The following is a 14,972-nucleotide window of genomic DNA, read 5'->3' as shown; positions in this document are numbered from 1 at the left end:
CATGTCGACCGACACGACCCTGGACGCGCGTCATACCGCGCTCATCATCGTCGATCTGCAGAACGACTTTCTGAGCGAAGGCGGTGCCTACGATCGCGGCGGCGCGGCTTCGGATGCTGCGCGCGCGTTACCGCCGCGCATTGCGCCCGTGGCGCGCACGTTGAAGCAGCGAGGCGGTTTTATCGCGGCCAGCCAGTTTACATTGTGGCCGGACGCCGACGGCGAGCCGATGATTTCGCCGCATCTGAAGCAACTGCGTCCATTCTTGCGTCGTGGGGATTTTGTCGCCGGTTCGCGCGGTCATGCGACGGTGTCCGCACTTGAGCCTTTCATCGACGTGTCGGTCTGGAAGGTCGCCTATTCGGCCTTCTTCAACACGCAGCTCGACTGGGTGCTGCGCCGCGCGCGTATCGACACCGTGGCGATTTGCGGCATCGTCACTAATGGCGGCGTGGCGAGCACCGCGCGCGACGCGCACATGCGCGACTATCGCGTGCTGGTGCTGGGCGATGGCTGCGCGGCATCGACGCAAGCCGCGCACGACACGGCGCTCGCCGATCTGCGGACGATCGGCGAATTGACGACCTGCGACGCCTTCGCGGATCGCCTCGCAACGTAAGCGCGCCACGTTGCGCGTGCGTGGTCGCGCGCAATCGGCCTTTTTGCCTTTTTGAACTGCAGGAATAAAAATCATGGCGACCGAAATCAAACCACTGAAGACACTTCTCGCCCAAGGCGCCTTGCTCGCGCCTGGCGTCTTCGATGCGTTGAGCGCGCTGGTCGCGCAACAGGCTGGTTTCGAAGGGTTGTATCTGTCTGGGGCGTCGATTGCGTACACGCGGTTAGGGCGTTCCGATGTCGGCTTGACGACGTTTCCCGAAGTCGAAGATACGCTCGCGCGCATCACCGAGCGTGTCGCGTTGCCGGTGATCGTCGATGCCGATACTGGCTTCGGCAACGCGCTCAACGTCAAGCGCACGGTGCGCGGCTTCGAGCGCGCCGGCGCTGCGATGATCCAGCTCGAAGATCAGACATTCCCGAAGCGCTGCGGGCATCTCGATGGCAAATCGGTGATTCCCGCCGGCGAAATGTGCGGCAAACTGCGGGCGGCCGTGGATGCAAGGGTGAGCGCCAATACGCTGATTCTCGCGCGCACCGACGCGGCGGCTGTCGAAGGGCTGGACGCTGCGCTCGAGCGTGCCGAGCGTTATCTGGAAGCGGGCGCGGACGCGTTGTTCATTGAGGCGTTGCGCTCACTCGAGCAGATGGAGACCGTGTGCGAGCGCTTCGCTGGCCGCGTGCCGCTGCTTGCGAATATGGTCGAGGGCGGCAAGACACCGATACAGAATGCACGGACGCTCACGCAACTGGGCTTTCGTATCGTGATCTTTCCTGGCGGCACGGCGCGCGCGGTGACGCATACGTTACAGGGCTATTATGGCTGCCTGCATGCCCACGGGACGACCGCGCCGTGGCGAGACCGGATGCTCGATTTCGATGGCATCAATGAGGTTATTGGTACGCCGGCCCTGATGGCGGAGTCGGAGTTGTACAAGTAGCCGCTGTTGCGCAACGCGGAAAACCATTGCGAGTGACACCCGTCAACTGAGACGGGCACAGGAATGACGTTGAGCTTTGGAAGCGGCCCTTGGGGTGAATCCGGGCCGAACCGCAGAAGTGGGGGGCGGATTCAACCGGTCGATGCAACGATTTGGTTAAATCGTTCAGCCGGGGTGTCGAAGTCTAGTGTTTTTCGGGGACGTTCGTTGAGCCGCCTTGCTACGGCATCCAGTCTGGCCTGCGAGTAGACGGAGAGATCGGTACCCTTAGGAAAATATTGCCTCAGAAGCCCATTTGTGTTTTCGTTCGAACCGCGTTGCCAAGGGTGTTGAGGATCGCAGAAATAGACCTCAATGTCTGTAGCGACGGTAAAGCGGTTGTGGTCGGCCATTTCCGAGCCCCTATCCCAGGTCAGCGATTTATATAGTTCCCTGGGTAACTTGCTGACGTGTCGTATCAGAGCGTCAACCACAGCCTCAGAATTCTTGCTGGCTACTTTCACCAGCATCACGAATCGACTTTGACGTTCGACGAGAGTCGCAATCTGGCTGGTAGCATTGCCATAAATCAAGTCACCTTCCCAGTGCCCGGGTATTGCCCGATCCTCCGCCGTAGCGGGACGTTCACTGATCGACACGGCGTCGCGAATGTTCGTGCGGTCCTCGGTTTTCAGTGTGTGATGACGGGATCGGCGCATGGTTCGGGAGCGTCGCAAGTGCTCGAGCAATTCCTTTTTCAGGGCGCCACGAGCTTGAATATAGAGGCTCCGATAGATTGTCTCGTGCGACACCAGATAGTCCTTGTTGACCGCGTACGCATGTCTGAGCCAACCAGCAATCTGCTCAGGGGACCACTGCAGCTTCAGCTTCGCAGCGACAACTCGTGCCAGCGTCTGGTTTTGCACCAATTTGCAGACCTTCGGCCGACGTGCCCGCTCCCAGGCAATCGCGTCCGCCTGGCTTGCCCGATAGCCTTGGCTGCCCCCGTTGCGTTGCAACTCGCGACTTATAGTGGAAGGAGCGCGTCCCAGCCTGGCCGCTATCGACCGGATCGATAATCCCGACACCAGAGAACGGGAAATCTCCTCGCGCTCTGCCAGCGTCAATGCCTGTGGCGCGCGGTGCCTTTGCGGCGGCTGGATTCCGCCGGTCTCCGATAGTATCCGCTGAATCGAAGAATGGCCTCGATCGAACAGTTTGGCAATCTGATGAATCGTGTCGCCCTTGCGCCATCGGTCCCACATCAGCGCTTTCTGAGTCTCGGAGTAATGAATTCTCGGTCGCTGTTTCATTTGCAACACCTCCGCTGCTCACGCAGATTCTAGGTGTTGCATCGACCGGTTGAATCCGCCGGCGACTCCGGCCCGTGGTTTTAGTGCGAGCGTCCGGTTAGCTGCTGTAGCGACTGACCGCAAAATCGTCGGATTTGATGGCCGGCGTTGCGCCCGACATCAAATCCGCCAGCAGTTGTCCCGAACCGCAGGACATGGTCCAGCCCAGCGTGCCGTGGCCGGTATTGAGCCATAAGCCCTTGATCGCGGTCGGGCCGATAATCGGCGTGCCGTCTGGCGTCATCGGCCGCAGGCCAGTCCAGAAGCTGGCTTGCGTCACGTCGCCTGCATGCGGGAACAGGTCGGTGACAACATATTCCAGCGTCTCGCGCCGGGTGCCGTGCAGTTCCTTATCGAAGCCCACCAGATTAGCCATGCCCCCCACGCGAATTCGATCCTCGAAGCGGGTGATCGCGACTTTGTAGGTTTCGTCGAGAATGGTCGAGACCGGTGCCTGGGCAGCGTTGGTAATTGGCACAGTGATTGAATAGCCCTTGACGGGATAGACCGGAATGCTAACCAGGTCGCGCAGCAGTGCAGTGGAATAGCTGCCGAGTGCCACGACACAAGCGTCCGCAGTCAATGTTTCGCCGTTGGAATGTACGCCCTTTAGCGTGCCGCCCTCGACGACCAGGCCATCGATGCCGCGCTGGAACAGGAACTGCACGTTGCGCGCTTGCGCCATCTCGGCCAGTTTGGTGGTGAACACATGACAGTCGCCGGTTTCATCGCCTGGCAAACGCAGGCCTCCGACGAGTCTATTCTTTGAGCCCTCCAGCGCCGGTTCGGCGCGAGCCAGTTCGTCGCGCGACAGCAACTCATAAGACACCCCCATTTCCTTCAGAACGTCGATGTCCTTGGCGGTACCGTCCATTTGTTTTTGCGTGCGAAAGACTTGCAGCGTGCCCTGCTGGCGACCTTCGTACGTGATATGGGTATCGTTGCGCAGCGCCATGAAGCAGTCGCGACTATATTCGGCAAGCCGCACCATGCGCGCCTTGTTGACGGCATAGCGCTTTTTTGTACAGTTAGCCAGCATCTGTGTCAGCCATTGCATCTGAAACAGGGTGCCGTCCGGTTGGAGCGACAGAGGTGGATGCTTCTGCAGCAGCCATTTGACGGCCTTGGCGGGTACGCCCGGCCCGGCCCACGGCGACGCGTAGCCCGGTGAAATCTGGCCGGCGTTGCCGAAGCTTGTTTCGAGCGCAACAGCGGGTTGGCGATCGACGACCACCACCTCATGACCGGCACGCGCCAGATACCAGGCGCTCGTGACACCGACCACGCCTGCTCCGAGAATCAAGATTCGCATCGACGCCTCCTTGACGAAAGACTGTTCATTTCTGATTCTGATTCTGGTGCAGGTGCAGGTGCAGGTGCAGGTGCAGGTGCAGAGTATGAATGATGCGCCGTTGTTGCAATTGTCGGCGTTCTCCTGTTTTGCGGGCGCTGAATGAACGGGCGGAGATCGGACAGTGGCGCGGCACTCAGAGCGTGATCATTTGAATAGTATGCGATTTCTGTTTGGGTTCGGACCGTCTGGAACCCGCATGGCTAGCGGGACGCTTTTGCAGGTAACTTGATGTTGACGGATTCCATATCTCTGACTAAAGTCAGAGATATGGACGCATCCGACATTCTCCAGATCCGCAGCTTTAACCGCATAGTCGCCGAAAGCATTGGCGCTATCGATGACCATTTCCTGGGACGGGGCCGCCCGATGGGTGAATCACGCCTGCTATGGGAGATCGGTGTCGAAGGTGCGGACATTCGTGCTCTTCGCGCGCGGCTCAATCTTGATTCAGGCTATGTCAGCCGCACGTTGGCCTCTCTCGAACGGCAAAAACTTGTCACTGTCCTCACTCATCCAGGCGACCGCCGGGTGCGCCGTGCTTGCCTGACTCAGGAGGGCCTCACGGAGAGGGCTGAACTCGAACGCCTCTCTGACGCGGTCGCTTTACGCGCGCTCGAACCGCTCGGCGATGAGCAACGTCGCAGACTGGTCGCGGCCATGTCTGAGGTCGAGCGTTTGCTACAAGCATCTCTCGTGAATTTTGCGCTTGAGGAGCCCGATAGCGATGACGCACGGTGGTGCTTCGAACAATATTTCGGCGAACTCGATGAGCGCTTTGACGCAGGATTCGACCCGTCCATGAGCCTGTCGGCGGATGCCCGTGAACTGACGGCGCCGAAAGGCGCGTTGATCGTCGCGAGACTCCATGGAAGCCCGATCGGCTGCGTCGCGCTGAAGTTTCATAAGAAGTCCCCGGCCGAACTTAAAAGAATGTGGGTGAGTCCTTCCGCTCGCGGCATGGGCGTAGGCCGCCGGTTGATCGTCGAGGCGGAGAAACGGGCTCGGCAGGCCAAAGTGCGCATTATTCGCCTGGAGACAAATCGAACGCTGCGCGAGGCGATCTCGCTATACCGGCAATCCGGATACGTCGAGGTCGATGCATTCAGCGCGGAACCGTATGCCCATCACTGGTTTGAAAAGCGACTGGTCTGAAAAATTTTGCACGCCATTCTCGGAGCAGGTGTCAGAGATCTGTGTTCAGGAGCGAGGCTTAGCGTGCCGCCGTGCGCGATTGACATAAGGGCAAATTGAGGGTTCGGAAGTAGTCGAGAAAGACACGCAGACCGGGCGTGATTTTCCTGTCGCGTGTATGGGCAATCCCACCCGCCATTGAAATCGCTCGGGAAAGCAACAGGATCATCCCGAGAAAGCGCACGCTTTAAAGATGAAAAACCTGCGCCCAGGCTCGGGCTTGGCGCCCATCATGAAAAGCGCCATAGCGAGCCAGCGTGAACCCATCATCCGGAAAGCGATTAGCGGAAGCCGTAGACCTCGGTGCGCGTAAAACCGCCTGTGCCGTCGAACGTCACCAAAGCGACGTCATCGAGGATCGACGTAGCGGCGTACGGATGAACCGCGTTATCCGGTCCTATCAAGCCAAGAATTTCTCCGTGACCGGTGAACCCATACGGTCCCCTGAGGGTTGCGTTCTAGCAAAGGCTGCGGGGGCCGCCGTGGCCGCCGTGGTCGTCGGCCTGCGCGGCGCCACTGAGCAAGAGAAGTGCAACGGCGGTTGCAGACAGAATGCTTAGATGCCTGATCTTCATGGTCATCTCCTTGTCACCCAGTCAGGCGCGTAACATCACAGCGCGCCGCTGCCTGTTGCCTCGCGGAATGAGGTGCCCAATTCAAACAAATGAAATTGAAAATCGCCGCAGTGATTCCCGGCTTCCGCCGTTTGCGGAAACGAGCGATAAATGAAAGAGGGGCCCTCGATGCGGTCGGCTATTCCCGCGTGAGATGCGAAAAAGCCTCGGCGTTGGCCAAAGTAATTAAATGGGGAAACGCTTCACCAAGCGGTTATTTTTAGCTTGGTGTCGGCAGGCACGTGCAGAAGAGGTGCACGAAAGTCCGCGCAATTGTGACTTCGTGAGTCAGTCACGCTTTAAGTCGCGTAGCAAAAATAGCGTAATCCAGGATATTCGCAGACGCAGAAGAATACCGGACAAAAGGCAGGCGCATTCAGATCGCGCGATAGCGGGCGACACACAATCGCCGCTGCACGGGTCGTGCGTGACTATTTTTTGTGGGTTGTGTGCTCTTCGAACGCGGAGACGATGCCGTCGATCATTGCTGCGATGCGCGCGGTATGCCGAAGGTCTTGATGCGTGACGAGCCAGATTTCGTAGACCGCTCCACGTGGGGGTTCCGGCCATATCTGCACGAGGCCGTCGTGCTCAGCCAGATGTATCGGAAGCTCACCGATGCCGATGCCCGCCTTTACCGCGGTACGCAACATGAGGCTGGAATTGAAGGTCGATACGATGCGCCCCGCGTGTATCGGCTCGCCAGCAAGAGTCGGTGAGCGATTGCCGGTCCAGTTTCCCTGATAGACGACGAGATCGTGGCCCGCGAATGCGGAGCCAGTTGCGGGCTTGCCGTGCTGTTCGAGATAAGCATTCGATGCAAAGAGCGCCATGGGCCAGCGAGCCAGGCGCCGCGCGACAAGATCGGGATTTTCCGGCTTGACCGACCGGACCGCGATATCCGCTTCACGCTTTGCCAGATTCAGCATGCGCGTCGACGTGTCCAGCAGCACGCGCACTTCGGGATGCGCAGCATGCAGGCGTTCGATGGCGGGAAGCAGGAAGTCGAGCGCGATCGAGTCGGTGCTGGTGACTCTTACGTCCCCCGCAAGCCGTGTATCCGTGCCTTGAGTTCGTCTGACGAGTTCGTGTGCGGACTGTTCCATTTTCTCCGCTGATCTCAGCGCGGCCTCGCCTGCGGCGGTCAACGCGTAACCCTCGGAGGTGCGCAGGAAGAGCGTGGCGCGTAGGGCATGCTCCAGTGCCGCAATCCGTCTGCCGACCGTCGCCTGATCGAGATTCAGGGTCCTAGCCGCTCCACGGAGCGTTTTTTCGCGCTCCACCGCGAGAAACACACGCGCGTCATCCCAGTTCATCGTGCTGCCCTCCTGATGCAAATTTGCATCTCACAGTGTGAATAATGCTGCGCATATTCATCAATGTCGAGCCCTATACTGAACGCAAGAGTTCCTCGTTCAACGATCCGCCCGGATCAGTCGAGCCTCACCCATAGAAGGAGTGGTATCCATGTCTGCTTCAACTTATCGCGTGCCGTCGTCCATGACGGCCATTGAGATCAAACAGCCCGGCGGTCCTGAGGTCCTGGTGCCGACCACACGCCCGGTGCCGATGCCGGCCGCCGATCAGGTTCTGATCCGCATCCACGCGGCTGCCGTGAACGGCCCAGACGTTTTCCAGCGCAAAGGGCTGTATGATCCGCCCCCCGGCGCTTCTGATATCCCGGGGCTGGAAGTGGCAGGTCAGGTGGTTGCCGTCGGCGCCGACGTGTCCCAATTCCGGGTCGGCGAACTGGTGTGTGCATTGATTCCCGGCGGCGGCTACGCGGAATATGCCGTCGCGCACGCCTGCAACACAATGCCTATCCCCAAAGGCCTGACGTTGGTGGAAGCGGGGGCGATGCCCGAAACGTTGATGACGGTATGGCTGAACCTGTTCCAGCGCGGCAAGCTGGTTGCCGGCGAATCGGTGTTGATCCACGGCGGCGCGTCAGGCATCGGTACCACGGCGACCATGCTGGCGAAGGTATTCGGCGCTGCGAAAATCATCACGACAGTTGGCTCGCAGGCGCATCGGGAGGCCAGCCTGGCGCTAGGCGCGGATCTCGCGATAAATTACCGCGACGACGATTTCGTCGCCGAAACAAAGCGATTTACCGATGGAAAAGGCGTTGACGTGATCCTCGACATCATTGCCGGCGACTACGTGGCCAGAAATTATGACGCCGCGGCCATGGACGGACGGATCCTCCAGGTGGGCGTGATCAAGGGGCCGGCGAAGGATCTCAACGTCGTGCCGATGATGACGAAACGTCTCACGCATATGGGTTCGACATTGCGGTCGCGCACATCCGCGGACAAGGCGACGATCATCAACGAATTGGAGCGGCAGGTTTGGCCGCACATCGAGAGCGGCAAGATCAAGCCGGTTGTCTACAAGACCTTTGCGCTTGCCGACGCTCGCGGCGCTCACGAGCTGATTGATTCCGGCACACACTTTGGGAAGATCGTCCTAACGACAGGTGCCGATCTTATTGGCTGAAGTCTGGCCTGCCGCCACCTCGGCGGCAGGTGCCCGGCAGATCATTCTTTCCTCGTCTTCGGTTGTTCGGGTTGCGGGTCACGCCCGCGTTGCGTCGGCGCTCTCGTACACGCGTCCGGCGGCGTTACGTAGGTCACGTCGTCGCAGCAGCACGCGTAGACCGGAAACCCGTACGCATTCGTGCGGATGATTTTCGTTGGCCCGTGCAGCGGGCACACTGCGTTCATGTCGTCTCCTTGAACTAAAGGTCGACCGGCTCGATCTCGTAGACGCGGCTCGCCAGTTCCTGACGGCCAAGCACCGGTTCGCATCGTCGATCACGTCGGGCGAGGTCAGCCTTTTCGGTCCGGCGTCGAGGAGGGCGCCGGAAAACGACCCATAACAATATTCTACGACTCTCTGCGCGTCGTTGAAGGACGATGGATGTATGGCGGGTCTTCAATGGAGCGCCGGCTCCGCTAGCTGATGGACTCCCCGTAGTGTCCGTACGGACGTCGCCCTTCTTCAAATCCGCAGGCTGAATATGTGCCCAGGCTCACGCGTTCATACCGCCATCCACCGTAAGATTCGCCCCGGTAATGTATGAGGCCTCCGGGCCGGCGACGAACGCTACCATTGCGGCGATCTCCTCGGCGCGTCCGTAGCGGCCGAGTGCTGTGGCGGCCTTCTGCGGCACCGCCCAATCGCCTGAGGCGGGATTCAGGTCTGTATCGATCGGCCCCGGCTGGACGTTGTTGACCGTGATGCCCCGGCCTCCCACCTCTCTGGAAAGCGCCTGTGTGAACATCCTGACCGCTGCTTTCGTGGCTGCGTAGGGCACCAGTCCGGGCGCAATGGCACGCTCGCCGACCGCCGAACCGATCATGATGATCCGGCCTCCATCACTCAGGTGCTTGAGCGCAGCCTTGGTCGTAGCGAATACGCCGCGCACGTTGATGTCGATCACTCTATCCATCTCCTCCAGCGTCGTGTCTTCGAACGGTTTCGGAATGGCCGTGCCGGCATTGTTCACCAGCACATCCAGCCGGCCGAATGTCGCAAAAGCTTTCTCGACAGCAGCCTCGACAGCTTCGACGTCAGTAGCGTCCGCCTGGATCGCAATCGCCTTTCCGCCTTTGAGTTCAATCTCTTTGACCACGGCCGAGGCCGCGCTGGCGTCCTTCGCGTAGGTAAAGGCCACGCTCGCTCCATCCGCCGCCAGACGTTTCGCGATTGCCGCACCGATGCCGCGTGAACCACCGGTAACGAGTGCCACTTTTTGAGCTAACTTAGACATGTTTTTTCCTAAGGTTTTGTGCGCGATTCACCGCGTCGCTAATCCAGTTGATGATTGACCCTTGTGTTTGCCCGGACCGTTTTTAGAAGCGGAGCCTGCCCTGCTCCAAACCGACGAACTTCTTCGTAGCGCCACTTTTGATCCATGGTGGTGCAACGACTATAAGTTTCCGTGGAAGGTGCGGCAAAGACCTTGTATGCAGAGGGGCATGCCTCTCGGGCATAGCGGGAGGGCCAAACGGCGAAATGAACGGCCGCTATAACCCCGGCGTGCAATGGTGCTGGACGCAGGTGACGCACGTGACGCAGTTGATTTCAGAAGTCTATGGGGAGCGGGTTTAGGCGCGTGAACCGGAGGCGAACTCGATAGTGGCGGCTGACGGAAATTCGACCGGACTCGCGGCGTTCCTATGTCGCGGCATTCCCGTCCGCATCAGCGACGGTTGTCTGCTTGCGCATCACTCCCGCGTTTCGTACTTGCGCCGGAACGCCATCGGCGTCATGCCCTTCGTCGCGCGGAACTGCCGCGTGAAGTAGCTGGCCTGTCCGTAGCCGAGTTCGGCCGCGATCTGTCCGATCGGCCGATCGGGCTGCATCAGCAGCGCGCATGCGCGCCCGATTCGCAACTGGTTCAGGTAGTCGCTGATCGTCATCCGCGTGCAGCGCTTGAAGAAGCGTTGCAGCTGGCTTTCGCTCATCGCCGCGAGTTCGGCGAGCGTCGCGAGCCGGATCGGCTCCGCATAGTGTGCGTTCAGAAACGACATCACGCGCTCGAGCCGCGCGCGGTCGCGCGGATTGTCGACGGGCAGGAAACCCTGCAGCGCGAGCGAGCGGCGCTGCGTATCCGAGGCGAGCTGCAGCAGCACCTCGACGAGTCCGAGCCAGCGCGCGGCCGGCGGCGCGTCGCAGAGCGCGAGAAGGCGCTGCGCGGCCTGCGCGCGGACGTCGGCTGAAAACGCGAGCCCGCGCACGGATTCGGCGAGCAACGCGCGCAGCGGCGCGAACTCGACATAGTGGGTGTGCAGCGTGTCGACCCATGCCTGCGTGAACCACGCGACGAGCGCGCGATGCGGCGCGTCGTCGCGCAGGCGCTCGCGCGACTGCCACGCGTGCGGCAGGTTCGGGCCGACGAGCACGAGATCGCCGTCGCCGTAATGCTCGATGTGATCGCCGACGAAGCGCTCGCCGACGCTATTGAGCGTCAGCGTCAGTTCGAACTCGGGGTGGTAGTGCCAGTTGAACGGAAACGCGGGCAACCGGCGGTCGAATAGCGTCCATGACTGATCGAGCGGAATGTTGACCTGTTCGAATAAGGGACGCATGACCGAAGCCCTCGGAACGTGGCGATGATGCCAATCGTGCGGCCTGACGCGGTCGCGATGCGGCAATTGTGCCAAAACTAGCGGTCTCTGCAATACCGCTGCGCGCGTTACGTCGCTAATCTCTGTCCAGCATGCGATGCGGGCCCACGGTGGGCCGCACGGACCGGGAGTCACGATGGGACACGAACTGCGGTGGGGACTGATCGGCGCGAGCACGATCGCGCACGAATGGATGATCGACGCGATCCGCGCGCAGCCGGGTAACGCGGTGGCGGCGGTGCTGAGCGGCGATCGTGCACGCGGCGAAGCCTACGCGGCGACGCACGGGATCGCGAAGAGCTGCACGTCGCTCGACGCGCTGCTCGCCGATCCCGGCATCGACGCCGTGTATATCAGCACGACCAACGAGCTTCATGCGACGCAGGCAATCGCGGCGGCCAACGCGGGCAAGCACGTGCTCTGCGAGAAGCCGCTCGCGATGACGCTCGACGACGCGCACGCAATCGTCGACGCCTGCCGGCGCGCTGGCGTCGTGCTCGGCACGAACCATCATCTGCGCAACGCCGCGACGCATCTCGCGCTTCGGCAACTCGTGCGCGACGGCGCGATCGGCCGGCCGCTCTACGCGCGCGTGTTCCATGCGGTGCATCTGCCCGAGCATCTGCAGGGCTGGCGGATCGCGCAGCCGTCCGCGGGCGCGGGCGTGATTCTCGACATCACCGTGCACGACGTCGATACGCTGCGGTTCATCCTCGACGCGGAGCCGGTCGAGGCGGTCGCGATGACGCCGCCGCCATCGCTTGCGTCCGAAGGCGTCGACGACGGCGTGATGGCCGTGCTGCGCTTCGACAACGACGTGCTCGTTCAACTGCACGACGCGTTCACGGTCGCATACGCGGGCACCGGCATCGAGATCCACGGCACCGCCGGCTCACTGATCGGCCGCGACGTGATGACGCAACGCCCGGTCGGCGAAGTGATCGTGCGCGACGCGACCGGTGAGCGCACCGTGCCCGTCGTTCATCACAATCTCTACGAACGCTCGCTCGCGCGGTTCAATGCGGCGGTGATGAGCCGCGGCGTGGAGCAGCCGGCTGCGACCGGCGAGGATGGTGTGCGCTCGCTCGCCGCCGCGCTCGCGGTGCGGCAAGCGGTGCGAAGCGGTGAGCGCACGCGTGTGCAGGCCGGGCTCTGAAGGGGGCGTCGATGACCGGAGCGGATTCGAACACCGGGTGTGAGGGCAACGCGCGATGAGGGACTACGACGTGGTGATCGTCGGCTCGGGTGTCGGCGGCGGGGCGGTCGCGCTGAGCCTCGCGGGCACGGGCGCGCGCGTGCTGATCGTCGAGCGCGGCGAACGGCTGGCGCGCGAGCCGCAGAATACGGATCCGGAGGCCGTGTTCGTCGAACGCCGTTATCGTGCGCGCGAAACGTGGGTCGACGGGATGGGCCGGCCGTTCAGCCCGGGCCAGTACTACTTCGTCGGCGGGCACACGAAGTTCTACGGCACGGCGATGTTCCGCTTCCGCGAACGCGATTTCGAGGCGGCCGAGCACGAGGACGGTATCTCGCCCGCCTGGCCGATCCGCTATGCCGATCTTGAGCCGTATTACGCCGAGGCCGAGCGCCTCTTCGGTGTGCACGGCCGCCACGGCGACGATCCGACCGAGCCGGCGCGCTCGTCCGCGTATCCGTTTCCGCCGGTCCCGCACGAGCCACTGATCGGCCAGTTCGCCGAGCGGCTGACGCAGGCCGGGCTGCGGCCGTTCCACATGCCCTCGGCGATCGACCTGCGGCCAGGCGGCGCGTGCGTGCGCTGCGGCACCTGTGACGCGTTTCCGTGCCGTGTCGATGCGAAGGGCGATGCGGAGCGTTGCCTGATCGATCCGGCGTTACGCGATCCGAACGTCACACTGCTGACCGGCGCACGTGCGACGCGTCTCGTCACGGACGGCGCGGGCAAGCGGATCGTCGGCATCGAGCTCGACGCCGGCGGCGAGCCGCGCGTCGTGCGCGCACCGCTCTTCATACTCAGCGCTGGCGCGATCAATTCGGCTTTGCTGCTGCTGCGCTCGGCGAACGCGTGGCATCCGAACGGCCTTGCGAATTCGTCGGGCATGGTGGGGCGCAATTACATGAACCACAACACAACCGCATTGATGGGCCTCTTGCCGTGGACCGTCAACGACACGCGCTTCACGAAGACGCTCTCGCTCAACGACTTCTACTTCGGTTGCGACGACGATCGTGCGCCGCTCGGCAATCTGCAGATGCTCGGCAACGTCAGCGAACCGATGATCCGCGCCGCGCGGCCGTCGCTGCCGCGCTGGGGCGCCGCGTGGCTCGCGCGTCACAGCGTCGACTGGCTCGCGATGTCGGAGGATCTGCCGCATCCCGACAGCTTCGTGCGGCCACTGGCCGACGGGCGCGTCGAGTTGCACTGGAAACGCACCAACATGGCCCCGCACGCGCGCTTTGTCGAGCGCAGCAAGCGGTTGCTGCGGCGGATCGGTATGCGCGCGGTGCTGAGCCGGCCGTTCGGGATCGATACGCCGTCGCATCAGTGCGGAACCGTGCGCTTCGGCGACGATCCCGCCCTCGCGCCGCTCGATCCCTGGTGTCGCGCATTCGATCACCCGAATCTGTTGGTCGTCGACGCTTCGTTCTTTCCGTCGTCGGCGGCGCTCAATCCGGCGCTAACTATCGCCGCGCAGGCGCTGCGGACCGGTCAGTATCTGCGCGAGCGGCTGGGAACGTTCTAGGCGTGCACAAACAAATTGATGGCGATGCAGACACAAACGCCCAGTCAGGCCGCATTCCCGTAGAGAGGCAAAATTTTCGATTCGAGCATGGCGATCGACTGGACGGCAAGTTGTGACAGCGTGTGCTTGCTGCTGGTCGCGATCGCAAGCCGACTGAAAAGCGTCGGCTCGGTAATGCGGATCACCTGGAAGCGCCGCTTGAGAACATCGCTCGTGGTCGCATTGAGCGACAGCACCGCATACCCGATGCCCTCGCTGACCAGATCGAGAATCGAAGTCACCGCATCCACTTCCAGTTCGATCCGCAATCTGACGCCCTGTTCCGCGGCGGCCGCCTCGACCATCCGTCTGATCGCGTGCATGCGGCCGGGGATGACCAGCGGATAGCGCACGATTTCGCGCAGCGTAATCGTTGTCGTGGGCTCGCGCGCTGCCTCCGTGAGTGCATCGCCGGTGTCCGGGCCGATCAGAAACAGCTCTTCAGTAAAGATGGTTCGCTTGTCGATCAACGGCGTATCGAAGGTGTCGTACAGGACCGCGACGTCGATGCGGCCCATCATCAGCCATTCGATCAGATAGGTGGACAAGCCTTGAGCCACCGAGATCGTCGCGCCGGGAAACGACGAACGAAAGTCACGCACGAGTTCAGGCGTGGCGACCCTGGCGAAGCTGGGGGTAATGCCGATGCCGAAATGACCGCCGACTGCGCCGTGCAACTCGTCCAGATCCTGTGAGGCGCGCTGCACCTGCTGCAGGATACCTTTCGCATGCGCGAGCATGCGCTGGCCGGCCGGCGTCAAGGTCACGCCGCGACCGGTGCGCTCGAGCAGCGTATGGCGCAATTCCACTTCCAGATGCCGCACGAGCCGGCTCAAGGCGGGCTGGTTCGTGTCCAGCGTAATCGCGGCACGTGTAAAGCTGCCGAGTTCAGCGACGTGAACGAATGCCTCGAGCTGCTTCAGGTCCATTGTCGGCCAGTCATGTGAAATTCACATATCAGCTAGTTCAATATGGCGATTGTACCCATCCATCATCGCCGCCACAATGCATCCAACCCGTACAAAG

13 protein-coding genes are annotated in these 14,972 nt (G+C 61.8%); 6 read left to right on the top strand and 7 right to left on the bottom strand.

Going from position 1 to position 14,972, the window contains the following annotated elements:
• Nucleotide 1 precedes the first annotated feature (1 nt).
• The gene (locus B0G74_RS28005) at nt 2-619 is read left to right on the top strand and encodes an isochorismatase family cysteine hydrolase (protein WP_132378375.1); all 618 of its coding nucleotides are present in this window, start codon (nt 2-4) and stop codon (nt 617-619) included.
• Between the two features lie 73 nt (nt 620-692).
• Nucleotides 693-1,559 carry an isocitrate lyase/phosphoenolpyruvate mutase family protein gene (locus B0G74_RS28000; RefSeq protein WP_132378373.1) on the top strand — a complete coding sequence of 289 codons (867 nt, stop codon included), beginning with the start codon at nt 693-695 and terminating at the stop codon, nt 1,557-1,559.
• Between the two features lie 131 nt (nt 1,560-1,690).
• Here the strand turns inward: B0G74_RS28000 and B0G74_RS27995 are convergent, their stop codons facing one another.
• Nucleotides 1,691-2,851 carry an IS30 family transposase gene (locus B0G74_RS27995; protein ID WP_132377191.1) on the bottom strand — a complete coding sequence of 387 codons (1,161 nt, stop codon included), beginning with the start codon at nt 2,849-2,851 and terminating at the stop codon, nt 1,691-1,693.
• Between the two features lie 97 nt (nt 2,852-2,948).
• Nucleotides 2,949-4,202: a D-amino acid dehydrogenase gene (locus B0G74_RS27990; protein ID WP_132378371.1), complete on the bottom strand. Its 1,254-nt coding sequence runs from the start codon at nt 4,200-4,202 to the stop codon at nt 2,949-2,951.
• A gap of 309 nt (nt 4,203-4,511) precedes the next feature.
• On the opposite strand from B0G74_RS27990, the gene B0G74_RS27985 reads away from it, so the two are divergent.
• Entirely contained in the window at nt 4,512-5,396 is an 885-nt protein-coding gene (locus tag B0G74_RS27985; protein ID WP_132378369.1) for a bifunctional helix-turn-helix transcriptional regulator/GNAT family N-acetyltransferase, read from the top strand.
• 1,084 nt (nt 5,397-6,480) lie between these two features.
• Here B0G74_RS27985 and B0G74_RS27970 read toward each other — a convergent pair.
• Entirely contained in the window at nt 6,481-7,365 is an 885-nt protein-coding gene (locus B0G74_RS27970; protein WP_132378367.1) for a LysR family transcriptional regulator, read from the bottom strand.
• A 151-nt stretch (nt 7,366-7,516) separates the two neighbouring features.
• On the opposite strand from B0G74_RS27970, the gene B0G74_RS27965 reads away from it, so the two are divergent.
• Nucleotides 7,517-8,548 carry an NAD(P)H-quinone oxidoreductase gene (locus tag B0G74_RS27965; RefSeq protein ID WP_165923932.1) on the top strand — a complete coding sequence of 344 codons (1,032 nt, stop codon included), beginning with the start codon at nt 7,517-7,519 and terminating at the stop codon, nt 8,546-8,548.
• 41 nt (nt 8,549-8,589) lie between these two features.
• Here B0G74_RS27965 and B0G74_RS27960 read toward each other — a convergent pair whose 3' ends face one another.
• The 3 genes from B0G74_RS27960 to B0G74_RS27950 all read right to left on the bottom strand — a co-directional run bounded on the left by B0G74_RS27960 (nt 8,590) and on the right by B0G74_RS27950 (nt 11,145).
• The gene (locus B0G74_RS27960; protein WP_115101509.1) at nt 8,590-8,775 is read right to left on the bottom strand and encodes a hypothetical protein; all 186 of its coding nucleotides are present in this window, start codon (nt 8,773-8,775) and stop codon (nt 8,590-8,592) included.
• Nucleotides 8,776-9,083: 308 nt separating this feature from the next.
• Nucleotides 9,084-9,824: a 3-oxoacyl-ACP reductase family protein gene (locus B0G74_RS27955; protein WP_132378365.1), complete on the bottom strand. Its 741-nt coding sequence runs from the start codon at nt 9,822-9,824 to the stop codon at nt 9,084-9,086.
• Between the two features lie 457 nt (nt 9,825-10,281).
• Nucleotides 10,282-11,145, bottom strand: coding sequence for an AraC family transcriptional regulator (locus B0G74_RS27950; protein WP_132378363.1), 864 nt, complete (start codon nt 11,143-11,145; stop codon nt 10,282-10,284).
• A 175-nt stretch (nt 11,146-11,320) separates the two neighbouring features.
• Here B0G74_RS27950 and B0G74_RS27945 point away from each other — a divergent pair, with 175 nt between their 5' ends.
• Nucleotides 11,321-12,340: a Gfo/Idh/MocA family oxidoreductase gene (locus B0G74_RS27945; protein WP_132378361.1), complete on the top strand. Its 1,020-nt coding sequence runs from the start codon at nt 11,321-11,323 to the stop codon at nt 12,338-12,340.
• Nucleotides 12,341-12,395: 55 nt separating this feature from the next.
• The gene (locus tag B0G74_RS27940; protein ID WP_132378359.1) at nt 12,396-13,907 is read left to right on the top strand and encodes a GMC family oxidoreductase; all 1,512 of its coding nucleotides are present in this window, start codon (nt 12,396-12,398) and stop codon (nt 13,905-13,907) included.
• 44 nt (nt 13,908-13,951) lie between these two features.
• Here B0G74_RS27940 and B0G74_RS27935 read toward each other — a convergent pair whose 3' ends face one another.
• Nucleotides 13,952-14,875, bottom strand: coding sequence for a LysR family transcriptional regulator (locus B0G74_RS27935; protein ID WP_132378357.1), 924 nt, complete (start codon nt 14,873-14,875; stop codon nt 13,952-13,954).
• Nucleotides 14,876-14,972: the final 97 nt, after the last annotated feature.

The organism is Paraburkholderia sp. BL9I2N2 (assembly GCF_004339745.1).
Classification (GTDB): Bacteria; Pseudomonadota; Gammaproteobacteria; order Burkholderiales; family Burkholderiaceae; genus Paraburkholderia.
The sequence above is the reverse complement of the archived record's forward strand: the minus strand, read 5'-3'. Positions and strand labels throughout refer to the sequence as shown.